Genomic DNA, 23,190 nt, shown 5'->3' with positions numbered 1-23,190 from the left:
CTGTGTCAATTCAAAAAATTGATGGAAAACGTTTATCACAAATGATCATGCAAGGAGCGAATAATTTAACAAATAATGTTCAGCTTGTTGATGCATTAAACGTATTTCCAGTTCCAGATGGCGATACCGGTACAAACATGAACTTATCTATGACTTCAGGTGCGCGTGAAGTGAAAGCAAATCCTTCACAGCATGCTGGTAAAGTCGGCGTAAGTTTAGCCAAAGGATTATTAATGGGAGCTCGTGGTAACTCTGGAGTTATTCTATCTCAGTTGTTCCGTGGTTTCTCTAAATCCATTGAACAAAAAGAAGAATTAACAACAGTTGATTTTGCTGCAGCACTAGAAGCTGGAGTAGAGGCGGCTTATAAAGCGGTTATGAAACCGATTGAAGGAACGATTTTAACGGTTGCAAGAGAAACGGGTAAATATGCAGTAACAGTTGCGAAAAAACAGCGCGACTTTGTTTTGTTTATGGAAGACGTTGTGAAAGAAGCAAACGCATCGTTAAATCGTACGCCAGATTTATTACCTGTATTAAAACAAGTTGGCGTTGTAGATAGCGGTGGTAAAGGTCTTGTAGTAGTATACGAAGGATTTTTAGCTGACTTAAAAGGAGAAACGATTTCTTCTGATGCACCGACGCAAACATCTATGAATGAGATGGTACGCGCAGAACATCACCGTAGTGTACAAAGCCAATTGAGTACAGAAGATATTAAGTATGGATATTGTACGGAGTTCATGGTGAAATTAGAGGCTGAAAAGGTGAAAGAGCATAATTTCTCTGAACAAAAATTCCGTGAAGATATTAGTGTATATGGTGATTCTCTACTAGTTGTGTCTGATGATGAAATTGTAAAAGTTCATATCCACGCAGAACATCCTGGAGACGCTATGAACTACGGGCAAAAATACGGTAGTTTAATTAAGATCAAAGTAGAAAATATGCGTGAACAGCATACTGCTTTATTAGATGAACCTGCTATGGTTCCTGAACAACCAGCTCAATCGAAAGAAAAACAACCATATGGTATCGTAACTGTGGCAATGGGGTCTGGTATTAAAACTTTATTTGAGAGCATCGGCGCAACGAAAGTTATCGAAGGTGGTCAAACGATGAATCCAAGTACGGAGGATATCGTGAAGGCAATTGAAGAAGCAAATGCTGAAAAAATCATTATTTTACCGAATAACGGAAATATTGTAATGGCAGCAGAACAAGCGGCATCAGTTGTAGATCAAGAAGTTATTGTTGTTCGTTCGAAAACAGTTCCTCAAGGTATGGCAGCAATGTTAGCATTTAACCCAGTTGGAACGTTAGAAGAGAATGAAGAAAACATGCAAGAAGCTTTATCTCATGTGAAAACAGGTCAAATTACGTATGCTGTACGTGATACGGAAATTGATGGTGTAGCAATTCAAAAAGATGACTTCATGTGTATTGCAGATGGAAAAATTGTATCTACAAATGCTGAAAAAGTAGGAGCTGCGAAGCAATTACTAGAAGCGCTTATTGATGAAGATTCTGAAATCGTAACGATTCTACAAGGTGAAGATGCAACTGACGAAGAAGTAGCGGAGTTAGTTGAATTTGTAGAAGAGAAATTTGAAGATGCAGAAGTAGAAGTGCATGCTGGAAACCAACCAGTGTATTCTTTCATCTTCTCTGTAGAATAAGATAAGATTCGTTTTGAAAATAAATGGATTACTTACTTGCTAATGGATAAGAAGTAGTAATATGAAGTTTATTACTAGTTTTTATTCAAAAGGCTAGCATATTGAAGAGAGAAAAGAGCCTTGCTGCTAATAGTGAGGCTCTTTTTTACTTGTTTTATATAAGGGATTTGAGTAGTTTCTCTTAGAATGCCTATGATAGAATATATAAGGTGAAAGAGAGCGATTACAGATGCTAATTGGTACTCAAATAAAATGCAATAAAGAAAATAATGTGACGGGGTGTGAGAATCTTGAATGATGTTGTACAAGTTCCTGTTACGGATGTAAAGGGGATCGGAGGAGAAACATCTGAGTTACTACATGAGATGGGGATTTATACAGTTTCTCATCTATTAGAACATTTTCCGTACCGTTATGAAGATTATGCGATGAAAGATCTTGCTGAAGTAAAGCATGATGAACGTGTAACGGTTGAAGGGAAGGTTCATAGTGCTCCTTTGCTGCAATATTATGGTAAGAAGAAATCGCGTCTAACAGTTCGTGTTCTCGTCGGTCGTTATTTAATTACGGCGGTATGTTTTAATAGGCCTTACTATAAGCAAAAATTAACGTTAGATGAAACGGTAACGATTACTGGTAAATGGGATCAACATCGTCAAACAATTGCTGTATCAGAACTTCATTTTGGGCCAGTTGTACGTCAACAAGAAGTGGAGCCTGTTTACTCAGTAAAGGGGAAACTTACAGTAAAACAGATGCGTCGTTTTATTGCTCAAGCGTTAAAGGAATATGGAGATTCTATAGTCGAAGTGTTACCGGATGGTTTGTTAGGCCGGTATAAATTATTACCAAGATATGAAGCACTTAAGGCTTTGCATTTTCCGGTAGGACAGGAGGATTTAAAGCAAGCGCGTCGCCGTTTTGTATATGAGGAATTTTTCTTATTTCAGCTGAAAATGCAAACACTGAGGAAAATGGAGAGGGAAAATTCAAAAGGGACGAAGAAAGAGATTCTGTCAGTAGAATTACAAGAATTTATCGATGCATTGCCGTTCCCGTTAACTGGTGCGCAGCGCCGAGTTGTAGATGAAATTTTAAAAGATATGACATCTCCTTATCGGATGAACCGACTATTACAAGGTGACGTTGGTTCTGGGAAAACAGTTGTTGCTGCGATTGGCCTTTATGCATCGAAATTAGCTCATTATCAAGGTGCTTTAATGGTTCCTACAGAAATTTTAGCTGAGCAACATTATCAGTCGCTTGCTGAAACGTTTTCGCATTTTGGTATGAAGGTGGAACTGCTAACAAGTTCTGTTAAAGGTGCAAGACGCCGAGAAATTTTAGCGAAGTTAGAACAAGGAGAAATAGATATTCTTGTTGGAACGCACGCTTTAATTCAAGATGAAGTTATATTTCATAGGTTGGGTCTCGTTATTACAGATGAACAGCATCGATTTGGTGTAGCGCAGCGCCGAGTTTTACGGGAGAAAGGTGAAAGTCCAGATGTATTATTTATGACAGCGACACCAATTCCGCGTACGCTTGCAATTACTGCATTTGGAGAGATGGATGTTTCGATAATCGATGAGATGCCAGCAGGTAGAAAGGTGATTGAAACATACTGGGCAAAACATGATATGTTAGATCGCGTCCTCGGTTTTGTTGAGAAGGAAATAAAAAAAGGAAGACAGGCATACGTTATTTGTCCTCTAATTGAAGAATCTGAGAAACTTGATGTGCAAAATGCTATCGACTTACATAGTATGCTGACGCATCATTACCAAGGGAAATGCCAAGTTGGATTGATGCATGGGAGATTATCGTCTCAGGAAAAAGAAGAGATAATGGGCCAGTTTAGTGAAAATAAAGTGCAAATTCTTGTATCGACAACAGTTGTTGAGGTGGGTGTGAACGTACCGAATGCGACTGTGATGGTTATTTATGATGCAGAACGTTTCGGTTTATCGCAGCTTCATCAGCTTAGAGGGCGTGTCGGGCGTGGTAGTGAACAATCATATTGTTTATTAATAGCAGACCCTAAATCAGAAACAGGAAAAGAAAGAATGCGCATAATGACTGAAACAAATGATGGATTTGTATTGTCAGAAAAAGATTTAGAATTACGAGGTCCTGGAGATTTCTTTGGGAGTAAGCAAAGTGGCTTACCAGAATTTAAGGTTGCTGACATGGTACACGATTATCGAGCGTTAGAAACAGCAAGGCAAGATGCGGCGATACTAGTAGATTCAGAAGCATTTTGGCACAATGATCAGTACGCTGCCTTGCGTACGTATCTTGATGGGACAGGTGTGTTCCAAGGAGAGAAGCTCGATTAAAGGGAGTCAACAAAAATTTTTGTTGCATTCTACTTTTAATGATTATATACTACTGTTAGTACCTAGTCATAAAAATGGATGGTGCGGTATGAAGAAAAGAAGAAGTAAAAAAGAAAGACAAGAATTATTACAACAAACAATCGAATCAAATCCTTTTATTACGGATGAAGATTTAGCGGAAAAATTTCAAGTGAGTATACAAACAGTACGACTGGATCGTATGGAATTGTCTATTCCTGAATTAAGAGAGAGAATTAAACATGTAGCTACAAAGCAACATGAAGAAGATGTGAAATCTTTACCGTTAGAAGAGGTTGTCGGAGAAATTATTGATATTGAATTAGATAGACATGCAATCTCTATCTTTGAAGTAAAGGTAGAACATGTATTTAAAAGAAATCAAATTGCCCGTGGGCATCATCTGTTTGCGCAAGCAAACTCACTAGCTGTTGCGGTTATTGATGAAGAATTAGCTTTAACTGCAAAGTCTACCATTCGATACATTCGCCCTGTAAAATTAGGAGAGCGTGTTGTTGCAAAAGCGCGCGTTGAAGATGTAGAGAATGATAAGGGACGGACGGTTGTCAAAGTGCGTAGCTTCGTTGGAGAAGAACTTGTTTTTACAGGCACTTTTGAAATGTATCGATCTAGTAATTATAGTGAGGAAGGTAACAACTTATGAAAATCGCAATAGATGCAATGGGCGGAGATCACGCTCCAAAGGCTGTAGTATTAGGGGCAATGAAAGCTATTAAGGAATATTCTGATTTACATATTACGTTAGTAGGGAAAGAAGAGGAAATTCGTCAATATTTAACGAGTGATGAACGAATTACTATTCTTCATACAGACGAAAAAATAGAATCGACGGAGGAACCAGTAAGAGCGGTTCGTCGAAAAAAACAAGCTTCAATGGTACTTGCGGCACAGCAAGTAAAGGATGGAGAAGCAGACGCTTGTATATCCGCAGGTAGTACAGGAGCTTTAATGGCAGCTGGATTATTTGTTGTCGGTCGTATGGAAGGAATTGAGCGACCAGCTTTATCGCCTACAATGCCAACTGTAGATGGAAAAGGTTTTGTTATGTTAGATGTTGGAGCAAATGTTGATGCAAAACCAATTCATTTATATCAATATGCAGTAATGGGATCTGTTTATGCTGAGAAGGTAAGAGGAATTGAAAATCCTCGTGTTGGACTATTAAACGTTGGAACAGAGGATGGAAAAGGAAACGAGCTTTCAAAGCAAGTATTTGCAATGCTTAAGGATGCGCCAATTAATTTTGTTGGGAACGTTGAATCGAGAGATTTATTGCAAGGTGTAGCAGATGTTGTTGTATGTGATGGTTTTACAGGGAATGTAGCGTTGAAATCATTAGAAGGAACAGCACTTGCGCTATTCTCTATGTTGAAAGAACAACTAATGAGTTCGTTTACGAGCAAATTAGCAGCGGCGGTATTAAAGCCAAAACTTATGGTATTAAAAGATAAAATGGATTATTCGGAGTATGGGGGAGCTGCATTATTTGGATTGAAAGCACCTGTCATTAAGGCTCACGGTTCTTCTAATGACCAGTCGATATTTAGTGCGATTCGTCAAACGAGAGAAATGGTAGCGAAAGAAGTAATTCCTACAATTTCAAGCGTAATGGAGAAAGAGTCACTCCAATAAGAGGAGGATTTGAAATGGGAAAAATAGCATTTCTTTTTCCGGGCCAAGGTTCACAGGCAGTTGGAATGGGTAAACAATTAGCAGAGAATAATAAAGAGGTTGCAAAAGTGTTTGCAAAAGCAGATGAGGTGTTACAAGATTCACTTTCAGAAGTGATTTTTGAAGGACCGCAGGAAAAGCTTACATTAACAACAAATGCTCAGCCTGCATTATTAACAACAAGCTTTGCTATTTTGACAGCTTTGAAAGAGTATGACATTACACCTGACTTTGTCGCTGGTCATAGTTTAGGTGAATATAGCGCTCTTGTAGCAGCTGGTGCATTAACTTTTGAAGATGCGGTATATGCTGTAAGGAAACGCGGGGAATATATGGAAGAAGCTGTTCCGGGCGGGGAAGGTGCAATGGCAGCTATATTAGGTGCTGACCCACATATGCTGAAACAAGTTACAGAAGAAGTAACAAGTGAAGGATATGCAGTGCAAATCGCTAATATGAATAGTACGAAGCAAATTGTAATTTCTGGAACGAAGCAAGGCGTAGAGCTTGCTTCTCAAAGAGCGAAAGAAAATGGTGCAAAGAGAGCAATTCCACTAAAAGTAAGTGGGCCATTCCATTCCTCACTTATGAAGCCGGCAGCTGAGAAGTTCCAAAGTGTTTTGAATGAAATTACAATTCATGATACGAATATTCCTGTTATTGCAAATGTTACGGCGGATGTTATTACACGTGGTGCCGACATTCAAGAAAAGTTAATCGAACAGCTTTATTCGCCTGTATTATGGTACCCGTCTATTGAATGTATGGTGAAGCAGGGAGTAGATACATTTATTGAAATTGGACCTGGAAAAGTACTTGCTGGACTTATGAAGTCAATTGATTCATCAGTGAAAGCATATGCGATATATGATGAAGAGACATTAAAAGATACCATTTCAAATTTGAGAGGAGAAAACTGATGTTAAAAGGGAAGGTAGCATTAGTAACTGGCGCTTCACGTGGAATTGGTCGCGCGATTGCGATTGATTTAGCGAAACAAGGGGCAAATGTAGTAGTAAATTATGCAGGTAATGAACAAAAAGCAAATGAAGTAGTAGATGAAATTAAGAAATTAGGTTCTGATGCAATTGCGGTAAAAGCAGATGTTGCAAATGCTGAAGATGTTACAAATATGGTGAAACAAACAGTAGATACATTTGGACAAGTTGATATTCTTGTAAATAATGCTGGTGTAACAAAAGATAATTTATTAATGCGTATGAAAGAAGAAGAATGGGATACAGTTATTAATACAAACTTAAAAGGTGTATTCTTATGTACAAAAGCAGTATCTCGTTATATGATGCGTCAACGTCACGGTAGAATTATAAATATCGCTTCTGTTGTGGGTGTTATAGGAAACCCAGGGCAAGCTAATTATGTTGCTGCTAAAGCGGGTGTTATTGGATTAACAAAAACATCTGCAAAAGAGTTAGCAAGTCGAAATATTACTGTGAATGCAATTGCGCCAGGCTTTATTGCGACTGATATGACTGATGTACTAGATGAGAATATTAAAGCCGAAATGTTAAAAGTTATTCCAGCTGCTCAATTTGGTGAAGCGCAAGATATCGCGAATGCTGTAACGTTTTTTGCTTCTGATCAAAGCAAATATGTTACAGGTCAAACGTTAAATGTTGATGGCGGTATGGTAATGTAATAAAAGAATCGATTTCACCTAGTTTTTTTGGTCAATATTTAATATAATATTTGAGGGGAGGTGAATGGAATGGCAGATGTTTTAGAGCGCGTAACAAAAATCATCGTTGATCGTTTAGGAGTAGAAGAGACTGAGGTAGTACCAGCTGCAAGCTTCAAGGAAGATTTAGGAGCAGACTCCCTAGATGTAGTAGAACTTGTAATGCAATTAGAAGATGAATTCGAAATGGAAATTTCTGATGAAGATGCTGAAAAGATTGCTACTGTTGGCGATGCTGTGACTTACATAGAGAGTCATCTATAATGCTTAAGTGAAGTCCCGTTTTTTAGCGGGGCTTTCTGGCTTATATCTGGAGGGACCTATGCCGTACCGAAAATATAGAGAAAAAAAATACGAAACAAAATATCGTGAAGCATTTAAAGTGTTTCAAGAAAAGATAGGTATTACGTTTACAGATGAAAAATTATTGATTCAAGCATTTACGCATTCATCGTATGTGAATGAGCATCGAAAAAAACCGCATGAAGATAATGAGCGTCTTGAATTTCTTGGAGATGCAGTATTGGAACTTACTGTATCGCAGTATCTGTTTCAAAAATATCCGACAATGAGCGAAGGAGAGTTAACAAAACTACGTGCAGCTATTGTATGTGAGCCATCTCTTGTTCGTTTTGCGAACGAATTGTCATTTGGTAGCCTTGTTTTATTAGGAAAAGGTGAAGAAATGACAGGTGGACGTGAACGACCAGCTTTATTAGCGGATGTCTTTGAAGCGTTTATTGGTGCCCTTTATCTTGATCAAGGGTTAGAAACAGTTTGGGAATTCTTAAAAGAAATTGTATATCCGAAAATTAATGAGGGTGCTTTTTCTCATGTGATGGATTATAAGAGTCAGTTACAAGAATTGATTCAGCGTGATGGTAGTGGCAATGTTGAGTATCAAATTTTGCAAGAAAAAGGACCAGCTCACAATCGAGAATTTGTGTCACGTGTTACGTTAAATAACGTAGCTTTAGGTCTTGGTAGTGGTAAGTCGAAAAAAGAAGCAGAGCAACAAGCTGCTGCAGAAGCATTGAAAAAATTAAAAGAACAACTATAAGGAATCCCCCTTTGAATGAGGGGGATTCCTTGTGCATAGAATGAAACTTTCTTTTTGTTTGTAAATAAAAAGAAGGTAAATCCGTATAATAGCTTGTTTTTGTATAGAGAACATTTATAACGACGGAGAATAGGAGGAAGGCCTTTCGTGTTTTTAAAAAGATTAGAAATAGCAGGGTTTAAGTCTTTTGCTGAGCGTGTATCTGTTGATTTTGTCCCGGGTGTAACTTCTGTAGTAGGACCTAATGGAAGTGGGAAAAGTAATATTACTGATGCAATTCGCTGGGTACTTGGTGAACAATCTGCAAAATCATTACGTGGTGCAAAGATGGAGGATATTATTTTTGCAGGCAGTGATACGAGGAGAGCGGTTAATGTTGCTGAAGTAACAATAACTTTAAATAATGAAGATCAACGTTTACCAATTGAATACAATGAGGTGTGTGTAACACGTCGTGTATCTCGTTCAGGTGAAAGTGATTTTTATATTAATAAACAATCATGTAGATTGAAAGATATTATTGATTTATTTATGGACTCTGGTATGGGAAGAGAAGCTTTTTCAATTATTAGCCAGGGGAAAGTGGAAGAGATTTTAAGTAGTAAGTCAGAAGAGCGTCGAGGTGTATTTGAAGAAGCGGCAGGCGTACTAAAATACAAACTTCGCAAAAAGAAAGCTGAAGGAAAATTAGAAGAAACACAAGAAAACTTAAATCGTGTACAAGATATAATTCATGAATTAAGTAGTCAAGTAGAACCTTTAGAAAGACAAGCTTCTATTGCGAAAGATTATCTTGAGAATAAAGAAGAATTAGAGAAAGTAGAAGCTGCGCTTATTGTCCATGAAATTGAAGAATTGCATGAGAAATGGGAAGCACTTCGAAATCAGTTTGGGCATAATAAAAACGAAGAAGCTAAAATGTCAACGAATTTACAAAAAAGTGAAGAAGAACTTGAGGAATTACGAGGACAATTACAAGCGGTAGATGAGTCTGTAGACTCGTTGCAAGAGGTACTTCTTCTTTCTAGTAAAGAGCTAGAAAAACTAGAAGGGCAGCGCGAGTTGTTAAAAGAGAGAAAGCAAAATGCTACGACGCATTGTGCGCAACTTGAGCAGTTAATTGTTGAATTAACAGAGAAAGCTAAAATTTACGATGGTGAGATTGAGTCAAGTACAGAAGCTTTAATGCAATTTGTGAATGAAGTAAAAGAGTTGGAGCAAAAATTGCATGATAATGAGCAATTGCTTGCTACTTTTGCTGACAATTTAGAGGAACAGATTGAGAATTTAAAAGGTGACTATATTGAACTTTTAAATCAACAAGCTAGTCATCGCAATGAATTATCTATGATTGAAGAACAATCTAAACAGCAAACGTCTAAAAACGAGCGTCTAGATGAAGAGAATGCGAAATATGTAGAAATGCGTATGGAAATTACAGCGAAAAAGACGAAACTTGTAGAAAGTTACGAACAAGCGAAAGAAAAAGTAGCTGGCATTCTCTCAAACATACAGAAGACAGAGGCGGCACTTGGGAAATGTAAGACGCAGTATAGTGAAAATGAAACAAAACTATACCAAGCATACCAATTTGTGCAACAGGCACGTTCTCGAAAAGAAATGCTTGAAGAGATGCAAGAAGATTATTCTGGCTTCTATCAAGGTGTACGTGAAGTATTGAAAGCTAGAGAAAATAGGTTGCAAGGTATCGAGGGTGCTGTTGCGGAACTGTTAACGGTTCCGAAAGAATACGAAGTTGCAATGGAAATCGCTCTAGGTGCAGCGATGCAGCATATTGTTGTACAAACAGAGGAGCATGCTCGTAATGCGATTGCATTTTTAAAGCAAAATAAACATGGACGTGCAACGTTTTTACCGCAAGCTGTTATTAAAAGCAGATCGTTATCATTTGAGCAATTACGCATTGTAAATCAACACCCATCGTTTGTAGGTGTGGCGGCAGAACTTGTGCAGTACAACAATAAATATGAAAATGTAGTTTCAAATTTATTAGGTACTGTTATTGTTGCGAAAGATTTACGCGGAGCAAATGAGTTGGCGAAACAACTGCAATACCGTTATCGCATTGTAACAATTGAAGGTGACGTAGTGAATCCTGGCGGTTCTATGACTGGTGGGGCGGTAAAACAAGCGAAATCTTCTTTATTAGGACGCCAACGTGAACTGGAAGAGTGGACTCGCAAGTTAACTGATATGGAAGAAAAAACAACGAAGTTAGAAAACTTTGTTAAAGCAGTAAAACAAGAGATTCAAGAAAAAGAAGTGAAAATACGCGAACTAAGGCAAACTGTAGAAGTGGATCGTGTAGAAGAGCAGAAATTAAGAGAAGAGATTAATCGTTTAGAATTAGAAGAACATCGTATTAATGACCGCTTGTCTATTTATGATTTAGAGATTGAAGGGTTTTTACAAGATCGAGTAAAAATGCAAGGGCGTAAAGAGGAGTTAGAAGGGATTTTAGCGAATCTTCAAGCTGATATCACTGAGTTAGATAGTAAAATTGTAGCTTTAACAAAACAAAAAAGTGAGCAACATTCTTCGAAAGAAAAAGTTCAAAAAGAAATGACTGAATTAAAAGTGCTGGCAGCTGAAAAGCAACAACGCTTATCTAATCAAAAAGAAAAAGTTGAACGATTGACGAAGGAAAAAGAAGAAACGGATACGACACTTGTAAAAACGAAAGAGGATTTAGCATTCTTAAAACAAGAAATGACATCTAATTCAAGTGGTGAAGAGCAAATTACGAATATGATTGAGAAGAAAGCGTATGATCGTAATCAAACTTCAGAATTAATTCGCTCTCGTCGTGAACAACGTGTATCGTTGCAAGAGAGAGTAGAACATTTAGAACGCAATTTGAAAGAAACGACAGGTAAACATAAATATATTCTTGAAATGTTGAAAGATCAAGAAGTGAGAATAAACCGACTTGATGTAGAGTTGGAAAATAGATTACAACATTTACGTGAAACATATACGATTTCATTTGAAGCGGCGAAACTAAAATATACAATGACAATGCCTGCAGAAGATGCGCGTAAGAAAGTAAAATTAATCAAATTATCCATAGAAGAGTTAGGTACAGTGAACCTAGGGGCAATTGATGAATATGAACGTGTAGCGGAGCGTCATACATTCTTACTAGAGCAGAGAGACGATCTAGAAGAAGCGAAAACGACATTGCACCAGCTTATTACCGAAATGGATGAAGAAATGAAAAAACGCTTTTCTACTACGTTTGAAGGCATTAGAATGGAATTTCAATCGGTATTCTCTGAATTATTTGGAGGCGGTAGAGCGGATTTAGTAATGACTAATCCAGAGGATTTACTAAATACGGGTATTGATATTGTAGCACAACCGCCAGGGAAGAAATTGCAGAACTTAGGTTTACTTTCAGGTGGAGAGCGTGCTTTAACGGCAATTGCGCTTTTATTTGGTATTTTAAAAGTGCGCCCAGTACCGTTCTGTGTACTAGATGAGGTAGAGGCCGCCCTTGATGAAGCGAATGTAGCTCGTTTTGCACAGTATTTAAAGAAATTTAGTGATGAGACGCAGTTTATTGTAATTACACATAGAAAAGGTACAATGGAAGAGTCTGATGTGTTGTACGGTGTAACAATGCAAGAATCAGGGGTATCTAAACTTGTTTCGGTTCGTTTAGATGCCGGAGAAGAACTTATTGCAAGTGAATAGGAAGGATGGGAAAGTATGAGTTTTTTTAAAAAACTAAAAGAAAAAATTTCAAAACAAACGGATACAGTAACAGAGAAATTTAAACACGGATTAGAAAAAACTAGAAATTCATTTGCGGATAAAGTGAATGATTTAGTGTATCGTTACCGTAAAGTGGACGAAGATTTCTTCGAAGAGTTAGAAGAAATCTTAATTGGTGCAGACGTTGGCGTTGCGACGGTAATGGAATTAATTGATCAATTGAAAGAAGAAGTACAACGTCGTAACATTCAAGATCCAAAAGAAGTACAAGCTGTTATTTCAGAAAAACTAGTGGGAATTTACAAAGGTGACAGCGATTTTAGTAACGAAATTAATATGCAAGAGGACCAATTAACGGTTGTTTTATTTGTTGGTGTTAACGGTGTAGGAAAAACGACAACAATTGGTAAACTGGCGCATAAGTTTAAATCAGAAGGTAAGTCAGTCCTATTGGCAGCAGGAGACACATTCCGTGCTGGGGCGATTGAACAATTAGAAGTATGGGGCGATCGTGTTGGTGTAGAAGTGATTAAACAAGGATCTGGATCTGATCCAGCGGCGGTTATGTATGACGCTGTACAAGCTGCGAAAGCACGTAAGGTAGATGTATTACTATGTGACACAGCAGGACGCTTGCAAAATAAAGTAAACTTAATGAAAGAGTTAGAGAAGGTGAAGCGTGTAATTGAGCGTGAAGTACCAGGTGCTCCTCATGAAGTATTGCTTGTTATTGATGCAACAACAGGACAAAACGGTTTAAGCCAAGCGAAAACATTCCGGGAGGCAACGAATGTAACTGGTATTGTTTTAACGAAGTTAGATGGAACTGCTAAAGGTGGTATTGTATTAGCGATTCGTAACGAAATGGATGTACCGGTGAAGTTTGTTGGATTAGGAGAGCAAATGGATGATTTGCAGCAGTTTGATCCAGAACAATATGTGTATGGTTTATTTGCGAACTTAGTAGAAACAGAAGAAGTATAAGCGAAAGAAGCGGTATTTCCGCTTCTTTTTCTATAAAAATATATGATGTTAAGAAAAAAACTTGACACTCTTTTGGACTCCATGTAAACTAATTCATGTAAAGGGAAATCACTTAACAAAGGATGATCCAACATGCTCGAAAAAACAACGAGAATGAACTATTTATTTGATTTTTATCAATCGTTGTTAACGCAAAAACAAAGAAGTTATATGTCGCTTTATTATCTAGATGATTTATCTCTTGGTGAAATTGCGGAAGAATTTGATGTAAGTCGCCAAGCCGTGTATGATAACATTAAACGGACTGAAGCGATGCTTGAAGAATATGAAGAAAAATTAGTATTACTTCAAAAGTTTCAAGAGCGACAGCGACTTGTTGCAAAGCTAAAACAGCTAATCAGCGAAGAAGAGCATGTGAATGAAGAAATGAAACAAGTTGTTGAAGCTATCGAAAAATTAGATTAGGAGGGCGGCAATATGGCATTTGAAGGATTAGCCGACCGACTTCAACAGACAATGCAAAAAATCCGCGGCAAAGGAAAAGTTTCTGAAGCCGATGTGAAAGAAATGATGAGAGAAGTTCGTCTAGCTCTTTTAGAAGCAGATGTTAACTTTAAAGTAGTAAAAGATTTTGTGAAGCGTGTGTCTGAACGTGCTGTCGGACAAGATGTAATGAAAAGTTTGACACCTGGACAACAAGTAATTAAAGTTGTACAGGAAGAACTTACAGAACTTATGGGCGGAGAGCAAAGCAAAATTGCTGTTGCTAATAAGCCACCGACTGTTATTATGATGGTTGGTCTGCAAGGTGCGGGTAAAACAACGACGACAGGTAAGCTTGCGAATTTGCTTCGTAAAAAGCATAATCGTAAACCGATGCTTGTTGCAGCTGATATTTACCGTCCAGCAGCAATTAAACAGCTTGAAACATTAGGGAAGCAATTGGACATGCCTGTATTTTCTTTAGGAGATCAAGTAAGTCCTGTTGAAATTGCGAAACAAGCGATTGCAAAAGCAAAAGAAGATCATCATGATTATGTTTTAATCGATACAGCGGGTCGCCTGCATATCGATGAAGAACTAATGGATGAATTAGCGAAAGTTAAAGAAGTTGCGAAACCGGATGAAATTTTCCTTGTTGTCGATGCGATGACGGGACAAGACGCGGTAAATGTTGCACAAAGTTTCCATGAACAGTTAGGTTTAACAGGTGTTGTATTAACGAAATTAGATGGTGATACGCGCGGTGGTGCTGCATTATCTATTAAGGCTGTAACAAACACACCGATTAAATTTGCTGGTATGGGTGAAAAACTAGATGCAATTGAAGCGTTCCATCCAGAGCGTATGGCATCCCGTATTTTAGGGATGGGCGATGTCTTAACATTGATTGAAAAAGCGCAAGCTACAGTTGATGAAGAGAAAGCAAAAGAACTTGAGCAAAAAATGCGTACGCTTTCGTTTACGCTTGACGATTTCCTAGAACAACTTGGACAAGTGCGTCAACTTGGGCCGCTTGATGAATTGTTAGGAATGCTTCCTGGTGCAAATAAAATTAAAGGGCTGAAAAATGCGCAAGTTGATGAAAAACAAATTGGGCATATTGAGGCAATTATTCGTTCTATGACTAAATTAGAACGAGAACAACCGGAAATAATCAATGCTAGTCGCAAAAAGCGCATTGCCAAAGGTAGCGGTACAACTGTACAAGAAATCAATCGTCTAATCAAACAATTCGATGACATGAAAAAAATGATGAAGACGATGACTGGAATGCAAAAAGGCAAGAAAAAAGGACTAGGTGGATTGAAGTTTCCATTCATGTAAGGAAAAAAAGATGGCTCTGTTAAGAAAAAATACTTTACAAAGCAATAGTCTTTTTGCTAATATAATTATCTGTGTGAAATAAATTCGGAGGTGCTTTATAAATGGCAGTTAAAATTCGTTTAAAACGTATGGGAGCTAAAAAAACTCCTTTCTATCGTGTAGTTGTTGCAGATTCTCGTTCTCCTCGTGACGGACGTTTCATTGAGGAAATCGGAACTTACAATCCAGTTGCTCAACCAGCTGAAGTTAAGATCAACGAAGAAGCAGCATTAAAATGGTTAGGAAATGGTGCTAAACCATCTGATACAGTTCGTAACTTATTCTCTAACCAAGGTATCATGGAGAAATTCCACTTATCTAAACAAGGTAAGTAATTGAGGCAATGACTATGAAGAAGTTAGTCGAGACGATTGTCAAGCCTCTTGTCGATCATCCTGAAGATGTAAAAGTTACACAGGAACTTTACAACGGAGAGATAAAGTATCGATTAACTGTACATCCTGAGGATGTTGGAAAAGTCATTGGAAAGCAAGGGAGAGTTGCGAAAGCGATTCGGATGCTCTTGTATTCAGTGGGACATCATAATGATGAAAAAGTAACACTGGAAATTCAATAAACGTAAAAAGGGCGAGGAGTTATTCCTCTCCCTTTTTTAACATTTAAATAGAGATTGCATGTTCCATCTATGAAATGGAGATGCTTAATTTATATAGAAACCAGGGGTGACATACTATTTATGACAAAATGGTTTAACGTAGGGAAAATTGTAAATACTCATGGCGTAAGAGGAGAAATCCGTGTTATTTCTCGTACTGATTTTCCAGAAGAGCGATATAAAGTAGGAAACACACTATACATATCGAATGAGAAAGACACAGACTACCTTCCGGTGAAGGTAACTTCTCATCGCCAACATAAGACATTCGATTTATTAACATTTGAAGGATATAACAATGTAGATGAAGTAGAGAAGTTTAAAGGTTCTTTAATAAAAGTACCAGAAGAGCAGTTAGGCGAACTTGCTGAAGGTGAATACTACTATCACGAAATTATTGGTTGCAGCGTTGTAACGGAAGAAGGAGAAGCGCTAGGGACAATCAAAGAAATTCTCTCTCCTGGTGCAAATGATGTTTGGGTGATTAAACGTCCGAAGGGTCAAGATCTTTTAATTCCTTATATTGATGACGTTGTACTTCAAGTTAATATTGAAAATAAATTAGTAACCATTCATGTAATGGAAGGGTTGCTATAATGAAAATTGATATTTTAACGTTGTTCCCAGACATGTTTACCGGTGTATTTGGATCTTCTATATTAAAGAAGGCGCAAGAAAAAGAAGCGGTAAACCTTCGTGTTGTTAACTTTCGTGATTATACAACAAGTAAGCATAATAGCGTAGACGATTATCCTTACGGCGGAGGAGCTGGTATGGTGCTTACTCCTCAGCCTATTTTTGATGCTGTAGAAGATTTGACGAAAGAGACAGAGCGTAAGCCGAGAGTTGTCTTAATGTGTCCGCAGGGCGAAAGATTTACGCAGAAGAAAGCGGAAGAGCTTGCAGAGGAAGAACATTTGATCTTTGTATGTGGGCATTATGAAGGGTATGACGAACGAATTCGTGAGCATCTCGTAACGGATGAGATTTCTATTGGTGATTATGTATTAACGGGCGGAGAATTAGCTTCTATGGTTATTACTGATAGTGTTGTACGTCTCTTGCCAGGCGTGCTAGGAAATCATGCTTCACAAGTGGAGGATTCGTTTAGTACAGGTTTATTAGAGCATCCTCATTATACACGTCCGGCTGATTTTCGTGGTATGAAGGTACCGGATGTATTAATGTCAGGGAATCATAAAAATATTGACGAATGGCGACATAAGGAATCTTTGCGCCGTACGTATACGCGTAGACCTGATTTGTTAGATGATAGAGATCTATCTAAACAAGAGAAAAAATGGCTTGAGGAAATAAAGCGAGAGCAGTAATAACTTCATATATTTGCTATTGCAACAGGCCTAGTAATATGCTATTATAACATTTGTGCTACTGAAATCAGTAGCCGTATTAACGATGTTCCGCTGTAATTTATTAAGACTTTATAAGAGCATCTGTTTAAAGGAGAGAATTTAATATGCAACAATTAATCGCAGAAATTACAAAAGGCCAATTAAAAACTGACCTTCCTTCATTCCGTCCTGGTGACACTTTACGTGTACACGTAAAAGTTGTTGAGGGAACTCGTGAAAGAATTCAGCTTTTCGAAGGTGTTGTAATTAAACGTCGTGGTGGCGGAATTAGTGAAACATTCACAGTTCGTAAGATTTCTTACGGTGTAGGTGTTGAGCGTACATTCCCAGTTCACACGCCAAGAATCGCGAAAATCGAAGTACTTCGCCGTGGTAAAGTACGTCGTGCTAAGTTATACTACTTACGTAACCTTCGCGGTAAAAAAGCACGTATTAAAGAAATTCGATAAGACATGTATGGGAGCTTGTAAATGCACAAGCTCCCTTTTTCCAATCTATATGAAATTTTGGTATAATACGAACAGCTTACATAACCGTGGAGGGGAAATGCATGAAAAAAGAGAAGAGTTCACTTTGGGAATGGATTAAAGCAATTTTGATTGCTGTTGTATTAGCTGGTGTTATTAGACAGTTTTTCTTTGCTCCAATTCTCGTAGACGGGGTATCGATGGCACCTACTTTACATGATCGTGATCGAATGATTGTGAATAAAATTGGTTATCACATTGGAGATCCAAAACGCTTTGATATTATCGTATTTCGAGCAACAGAAGATAAAGATTACATTAAGCGCATTATAGGCCTGCCAGGCGATGAAATAGAGTATCGTAATGATAAACTGTATGTTAACGGAAAGGCTTATGAGGAGCCGTATTTAGACAAGCAGAAAAAGCAAATTGCTGACGGACCGCTTACATATGATTTTAATCTTGAAGAAATGACAGGCAAGAAAACTGTTCCAAAAGATCAATTATTTGTTTTAGGTGATAATCGTCGTTTTAGTAAAGATAGCCGTTCAATCGGTACGATTTCAAAGGATCAAGTAATTGGTAAAGCCAATATGTTATATTGGCCGTTAGAAGACGCACGTATTGTGAAATAAATGAAAAAGAAGGTGGCAACATGGTAATTCAATGGTTTCCAGGGCATATGGCGAAGGCTAGACGCCAAGTAACGGAGAAATTAAAATTAATTGATGTTGTAATTGAGCTTGTAGATGCTCGATTACCATTATCATCTCGAAACCCAATGATTGATGAAATCATTACACATAAGCCGAGGCTTGTTGTTTTAAATAAAGCGGATATGGCAGATGATCGTTTAACAAAACAATGGATCGCATATTTTAAAGAAAAAGGCCATATGGCAATTTCGATTAACGCGCAAGCTGGACAAGGTATGAAAGAAATTGCAGCAGCTTGTAAAGTGCTTGTTAAAGAAAAATTTGATAAAATGGTTGCAAAAGGTATTAGACCGAGAGCGATTCGCGCATTAATTGTAGGTATACCAAATGTTGGTAAATCTACATTAATTAATAAATTGGCAAAGAAAAATATTGCTAAAACAGGAGATCGTCCAGGTGTGACAACAGCCCAACAATGGATTAAAGTTGGGAAGGAAATGGAATTGTTAGATACGCCAGGTATTCTGTGGCCTAAATTTGAAGATCAATTAGTGGGTCTTCGCTTAGCGACGACGGGTGCAATTAAAGATTCAATTTTAAATTTACAAGATGTAGCTGTTTACGCATTACGTTTTATGGAGAAACATTATCCAGAACGCTTGAAAGAACGCTACAATTTAAATGAGATTCCAGAAGATATTGTGGAATTATTCGATGCGATTGGAAAAAATAGAGGCTGCTTAATGGGCGGCGGAATGATTGATTATGATAAGACATCTGAGCTTGTACTTCGTGAGCTTCGTGGTGGCAAACTTGGAAAAATGACGTTTGAAACACCGGAAGAGTTTGCAGAGCAAGTAGAAGATGTGGAAAAAATAGAAGAAGTATAAGACGTGCGTTTGTGCGTCTTTTCTTTTTGGATACGTTTAAAAAGGAGCTTGTATAAATGCAAACAATGACGATAAAAGAAGCGGAAAATGTATTGAAAGAAATTATGAATGAAGAAGATGATCGCTTTCAACTGTTAATGAAAGATGAGCGAAAAGGCGTTCAAAAGCTCGTTTTGAAGTGGTATAAACAAAAAGAGTTAGAACAGAAAGAAAAAGAGAAGTTTTTTGAAATGTCCAAGTATGAAAATGCTTTGCGTGAAAAAGGGGTCACATATATCGCGGGTATTGATGAAGTAGGGCGCGGGCCATTGGCTGGGCCTGTTGTGACGGCAGCTGTCGTTCTTCCTGAGGATTTTTATATTCCAGGGTTAAATGACTCAAAAAAGCTGAGTGAAGCGAAACGTGAGCGTTTTTATGATGAAATAAAAGTACAAGCGATTGCAATTGGAGTTGGAATTGTATCACCGCAAGTTATTGATGAAATTAATATTTACCAAGCAACGAAACAAGCGATGTTAGATGCTGTTGCAAATTTATCTTATACACCCCAACATTTATTAATTGATGCGATGAAGCTTCCCACACCAATTCCGCAAACTTCAATTATTAAAGGTGATGCGAAAAGTGTTTCGATTTCAGCTGCATCCATTATCGCAAAAGTAACGAGAGATCGTATGATGAAAGAACTGGGAGAGAAGTATCCTGAATACGGATTTGAGCAACATATGGGATATGGCACAAAGCAACATTTAGAGGCAATTGAAGTGCATGGAGTATTAGAGGAACACCGAAAGTCATTCGCGCCAATTAAAGATATGATTCAAAAATAAGCTGTAAATATACAGCTTATTTTTTATTTTGGCATATAAACATTACTATTTCCGAAAAAGAATAAAGCGATTTCAGTTTTCTGACACTTTATTGTAGACAGCGTGCCAATCATCTTATACAATGGCAATGTAATGTTTTTTAAACATTAAAAAACTTTTCGAGTAAAACAGGAAAACAGGGGAGGATGGGACCATGAATATCCATGAGTACCAAGGTAAGGCAGTCCTTAGAAGCTATGGGGTTAGCGTTCCGAACGGGAAGGTTGCATTTACAGTAGAAGAAGCTGTAGAAGCAGCGAAAGAATTAGGAACAGATGTATGTGTAGTGAAAGCACAAATTCACGCTGGTGGACGCGGCAAAGCTGGCGGAGTAAAAGTTGCAAAAAATTTAGATGAAGTTCGTACATATGCAGAAAGCATTTTAGGAACTACACTTGTGACACATCAAACAGGTCCTGAAGGTAAGGAAGTAAAACGCTTACTTATCGAAGAAGGTTGCGATATTAAAAAAGAATATTATGTAGGTCTAGTTTTAGATCGTGCAACTTCTCAAGTTGTTTTAATGGCTTCTGAAGAAGGCGGAACAGAAATTGAAGAAGTAGCAGAAAAAACACCTGAAAAAATCTTTAAAGAATATATTGATCCGGCAGTAGGCTTACAAGGTTTCCAAGCGCGCCGAATTGCATTTAACATCAATATTCCAAAAGAGCTTGTAGGACAAGCTGTGAAGTTTATGATGGGCTTATACCGTGCGTTTATTGAAAAAGATTGCTCTATCGCTGAGATTAACCCACTTGTTACAACAGGTGAAGGTAAAGTTATGGCACTAGATGCAAAATTAAACTTTGATTCTAATGCGTTATATCGCCATAAAGACATTTTAGAGCTTCGTGATCTTGACGAAGAAGATGCAAAAGAAATTGAAGCTTCAAAATACGACTTAAACTACATTCCTTTAGATGGAAATATCGGTTGTATGGTTAATGGTGCAGGTTTAGCGATGGCTACAATGGATATCATTAAACATTACCACGGTGACCCAGCTAACTTCTTAGATGTTGGTGGCGGTGCAACTGCTGAAAAAGTTACAGAAGCATTCAAAATTATCCTTTCTGACAAAAATGTAAAAGGTATCTTCGTTAACATTTTTGGTGGCATTATGAAGTGTGATGTTATTGCAGAAGGTGTTATTGAAGCAACGAAACAGGTAGGTCTTGAGTTACCTTTAGTTGTACGTCTTGAAGGTACAAACGTAGAACTAGGTAAGAAAATTTTAAATGAGTCTGGCTTAAATATTGTTGCAGCAGAATCTATGGCAGACGGTGCACAAAAAATTGTTTCACTAGTGGGCTAATAGAAAGCGGGGGAGAAAAATGAGCGTATTAGTTAATAAAGATACAAAAGTTATTGTTCAAGGTATTACAGGTTCTCAAGGTTTATTCCATACAAAACAAATGATTGAATACGGTACGAAAATTGTCGGTGGTGTAACGCCAGGTAAAGGTGGCACTGATATTGAAGGTGTACCAGTATTTGATACTGTAGAAGATGCAGTGAAAGCAACAGGCGCAAACGCTTCAGTTGTATACGTTCCACCCGCTTTTGCGGCTGATGCAATTATGGAAGCAGTTGATGCAGAAATTGATTTAGTAGTATGTATTACTGAAGGAATTCCTGTATTAGATATGGTAAACGTAAAGAGATATATGGCTGGTAAACATACACGTTTACTTGGACCAAACTGCCCAGGTGTTATCACGCCTGATGAATGTAAAATCGGTATTATGCCAGGATACATTCATAAAAAAGGTCATGTAGGTATCGTATCGCGCTCTGGTACTTTAACGTATGAAGCTGTACACCAGTTAACACAAGAGGGTATTGGACAATCTACTGCTGTAGGTATCGGCGGGGACCCTGTTAACGGTACAGACTTTATTGATGCGTTAAAAGCATTTAATGAAGATGAAGAAACACATGCTGTAATTATGATTGGTGAAATCGGCGGTACAGCAGAAGAAGAGGCAGCTGAATGGGTAAAAGCTAATATGACAAAACCTGTTGTAGGCTTCATTGGTGGTCAAACAGCGCCTGCTGGCAAACGTATGGGCCATGCTGGTGCAATCATTTCTGGCGGTAAAGGAACTGCTGCTGAAAAGATTAAAACAATGGAAGCTTGTGGCATTAAAGTAGCTGAAACTCCAGCAGTTATGGGAGAAACGCTAATCTCTGTTTTAAAAGAAAAAGGTTTATTTGAGACTTGCAAAAACTATTAATCTGTTGAAAGACACCCTCTTACTTGAGGGTGTCTTTTTACACTTTTTCTGTTTACATAATAAAAATTATGGGTAAGGAGAATTGAGATGAAAAGAGAGCGATTATTACATCTTCATTACTTGCTAGCAGATTATTGGAAAGCGATGGAGAGGCTACTATATGTCGATCCAGAATTAAAGAACATATATACTTTTAACGAAAAACAAATGGAATACTACACTGGAATATCCTCGAAAAAATCTTCAGAACTAGTGAAATTTCTTCAAAGTTCAAATCTTCCGCAATATATATCTTATTTAGAGAAAAATCGTATTTTTTATATAACGATATGGGATGAAAATTATCCGCAATTATTACGTGAAATACAAGATCCTCCCTTCGTTTTATATGGAAAAGGAGAAAAAGATTTTCTCAATAAAGTAAATAAATTAGCAGTTGTTGGAACGAGAGAACCATCATTATATGGTCATGAGAGTTTGAAGTTTATTTTACACCCTTTATTAGAAAGAGAGTGGCTTATTGTCAGTGGGTTTGCAAAAGGGATAGATACAATGTCTCATGAGATTACAGTAAGGCATCATTGCCCGACTATTGCGATATTAGGGCACGGATTGTCGTTTATGTATCCGAAAGAAAATAGACATTTATATGAAATGTGGAAGGAATATATATTGTTATTGACAGAGTATCCTCCGCACTATGCACCGAAAAAATGGTATTTTCCAAAAAGGAACCGGATTGTTAGTGGTATAAGTAAAGGTGTTTTAGTTGTAGAAGCCAAATCGAGAAGTGGAACACTTATTACTGCAGACCTTGCGTTAGAGCAAAATAGAGAGGTGTTTGCGCTTCCTGGACCTATATTTATAGAGGGGGCATCGGGAACGAATCATCTTATTCAACAAGGAGCAAAATTAGTAAGAAATGCAGAAGATATCTTGGAGGAGATTTTAAATTAACCTTATATTTTTAAATTTTTATTAAACAATTATTGACAAATGGTAGATTG

General features: G+C 37.6%; 23 protein-coding genes. All 23 read left to right on the top strand.

Annotated elements, in window-relative coordinates; all coding sequences use genetic code 11:
* Positions 1 to 2: 2 nt before the first annotated feature.
* The 23 genes from N2V79_RS18515 (at position 3) to dprA (ending at position 23,140) form a co-directional block, all read left to right on the top strand.
* Entirely contained in the window at positions 3 to 1,679 is a 1,677-nt protein-coding gene (locus N2V79_RS18515; protein ID WP_000027131.1) for a DAK2 domain-containing protein, read from the top strand.
* A gap of 290 nt (positions 1,680 to 1,969) precedes the next feature.
* Positions 1,970 to 4,018: an ATP-dependent DNA helicase RecG gene (gene recG / locus N2V79_RS18510; RefSeq protein ID WP_088024031.1), complete on the top strand. Its 2,049-nt coding sequence runs from the start codon at positions 1,970 to 1,972 to the stop codon at positions 4,016 to 4,018.
* Positions 4,019 to 4,106: 88 nt separating this feature from the next.
* Entirely contained in the window at positions 4,107 to 4,700 is a 594-nt protein-coding gene (gene fapR, locus N2V79_RS18505) for a transcription factor FapR (RefSeq protein WP_000747349.1), read from the top strand.
* On the top strand, positions 4,697 to 5,689 hold the full coding sequence (gene plsX / locus N2V79_RS18500) for a phosphate acyltransferase PlsX (protein WP_000684100.1): 993 nt from the start codon (positions 4,697 to 4,699) through the stop codon (positions 5,687 to 5,689). The genes fapR and plsX overlap by 4 nt, the downstream gene beginning before the upstream one ends.
* 14 nt (positions 5,690 to 5,703) lie before the next feature.
* A complete protein-coding gene (gene fabD, locus N2V79_RS18495) occupies positions 5,704 to 6,648 on the top strand; it encodes an ACP S-malonyltransferase (RefSeq protein WP_000515902.1) in 945 nt (314 codons plus the stop codon).
* The gene (gene fabG / locus N2V79_RS18490; RefSeq protein ID WP_088024028.1) at positions 6,648 to 7,388 is read left to right on the top strand and encodes a 3-oxoacyl-[acyl-carrier-protein] reductase; all 741 of its coding nucleotides are present in this window, start codon (positions 6,648 to 6,650) and stop codon (positions 7,386 to 7,388) included. Before fabD ends, fabG begins: the two co-directional genes overlap by 1 nt.
* Positions 7,389 to 7,457: 69 nt before the next feature.
* Positions 7,458 to 7,691, top strand: coding sequence for an acyl carrier protein (gene acpP, locus N2V79_RS18485; protein WP_000786062.1), 234 nt, complete (start codon positions 7,458 to 7,460; stop codon positions 7,689 to 7,691).
* 58 nt (positions 7,692 to 7,749) lie between these two features.
* Complete coding sequence (gene rncS, locus N2V79_RS18480) at positions 7,750 to 8,487, top strand: ribonuclease III (protein ID WP_001146875.1); 738 nt, start codon at positions 7,750 to 7,752, stop codon at positions 8,485 to 8,487.
* Positions 8,488 to 8,634: 147 nt separating this feature from the next.
* Positions 8,635 to 12,204, top strand: coding sequence for a chromosome segregation protein SMC (gene smc / locus N2V79_RS18475; RefSeq protein WP_075717457.1), 3,570 nt, complete (start codon positions 8,635 to 8,637; stop codon positions 12,202 to 12,204).
* A 15-nt stretch (positions 12,205 to 12,219) separates the two neighbouring features.
* Positions 12,220 to 13,209, top strand: coding sequence for a signal recognition particle-docking protein FtsY (gene ftsY, locus N2V79_RS18470; protein ID WP_000007642.1), 990 nt, complete (start codon positions 12,220 to 12,222; stop codon positions 13,207 to 13,209).
* Positions 13,210 to 13,341: 132 nt separating this feature from the next.
* Entirely contained in the window at positions 13,342 to 13,674 is a 333-nt protein-coding gene (locus N2V79_RS18465; RefSeq protein ID WP_000891062.1) for a putative DNA-binding protein, read from the top strand.
* 12 nt (positions 13,675 to 13,686) lie between these two features.
* Positions 13,687 to 15,036 carry a signal recognition particle protein gene (gene ffh, locus N2V79_RS18460; RefSeq protein ID WP_000863460.1) on the top strand — a complete coding sequence of 450 codons (1,350 nt, stop codon included), beginning with the start codon at positions 13,687 to 13,689 and terminating at the stop codon, positions 15,034 to 15,036.
* Positions 15,037 to 15,137: 101 nt separating this feature from the next.
* A complete protein-coding gene (rpsP, locus tag N2V79_RS18455; protein ID WP_000268750.1) occupies positions 15,138 to 15,410 on the top strand; it encodes a 30S ribosomal protein S16 in 273 nt (90 codons plus the stop codon).
* A 14-nt stretch (positions 15,411 to 15,424) separates the two neighbouring features.
* Entirely contained in the window at positions 15,425 to 15,652 is a 228-nt protein-coding gene (locus N2V79_RS18450; protein ID WP_000737399.1) for a KH domain-containing protein, read from the top strand.
* A 120-nt stretch (positions 15,653 to 15,772) separates the two neighbouring features.
* Positions 15,773 to 16,288, top strand: a complete 516-nt coding sequence (gene rimM / locus N2V79_RS18445) for a ribosome maturation factor RimM (RefSeq protein ID WP_000170272.1) — start codon at positions 15,773 to 15,775, stop codon at positions 16,286 to 16,288.
* Positions 16,288 to 17,022 (top strand): tRNA (guanosine(37)-N1)-methyltransferase TrmD, encoded by a 735-nt coding sequence (gene trmD / locus N2V79_RS18440; RefSeq protein ID WP_000686899.1) that lies wholly within the window; start codon positions 16,288 to 16,290, stop codon positions 17,020 to 17,022. The genes rimM and trmD overlap by 1 nt, the downstream gene beginning before the upstream one ends.
* A 146-nt stretch (positions 17,023 to 17,168) precedes the next feature.
* Entirely contained in the window at positions 17,169 to 17,513 is a 345-nt protein-coding gene (rplS, locus tag N2V79_RS18435) for a 50S ribosomal protein L19 (RefSeq protein WP_001186516.1), read from the top strand.
* A gap of 101 nt (positions 17,514 to 17,614) precedes the next feature.
* Positions 17,615 to 18,166: a signal peptidase I gene (lepB, locus tag N2V79_RS18430; RefSeq protein ID WP_000711852.1), complete on the top strand. Its 552-nt coding sequence runs from the start codon at positions 17,615 to 17,617 to the stop codon at positions 18,164 to 18,166.
* A 20-nt stretch (positions 18,167 to 18,186) separates the two neighbouring features.
* Positions 18,187 to 19,077: a ribosome biogenesis GTPase YlqF gene (gene ylqF / locus N2V79_RS18425; protein WP_000236702.1), complete on the top strand. Its 891-nt coding sequence runs from the start codon at positions 18,187 to 18,189 to the stop codon at positions 19,075 to 19,077.
* A gap of 56 nt (positions 19,078 to 19,133) precedes the next feature.
* Positions 19,134 to 19,907, top strand: coding sequence for a ribonuclease HII (locus N2V79_RS18420; RefSeq protein ID WP_001194269.1), 774 nt, complete (start codon positions 19,134 to 19,136; stop codon positions 19,905 to 19,907).
* A gap of 193 nt (positions 19,908 to 20,100) precedes the next feature.
* Entirely contained in the window at positions 20,101 to 21,261 is a 1,161-nt protein-coding gene (gene sucC / locus N2V79_RS18415) for an ADP-forming succinate--CoA ligase subunit beta (protein ID WP_001020790.1), read from the top strand.
* A 19-nt stretch (positions 21,262 to 21,280) separates the two neighbouring features.
* Positions 21,281 to 22,183 carry a succinate--CoA ligase subunit alpha gene (gene sucD, locus N2V79_RS18410; protein ID WP_000115178.1) on the top strand — a complete coding sequence of 301 codons (903 nt, stop codon included), beginning with the start codon at positions 21,281 to 21,283 and terminating at the stop codon, positions 22,181 to 22,183.
* 87 nt (positions 22,184 to 22,270) lie between these two features.
* Positions 22,271 to 23,140, top strand: coding sequence for a DNA-processing protein DprA (gene dprA / locus N2V79_RS18405; protein ID WP_000818046.1), 870 nt, complete (start codon positions 22,271 to 22,273; stop codon positions 23,138 to 23,140).
* Positions 23,141 to 23,190 lie beyond the last annotated feature (50 nt).

The sequence above is a fragment of the Bacillus sp. CH_70 genome, from assembly GCF_038007045.1.
GTDB lineage: Bacteria > Bacillota > Bacilli > Bacillales > Bacillaceae_G > Bacillus_A > Bacillus_A cereus.
The sequence above is the reverse complement of the archived record's forward strand: the minus strand, read 5'-3'. Positions and strand labels throughout refer to the sequence as shown.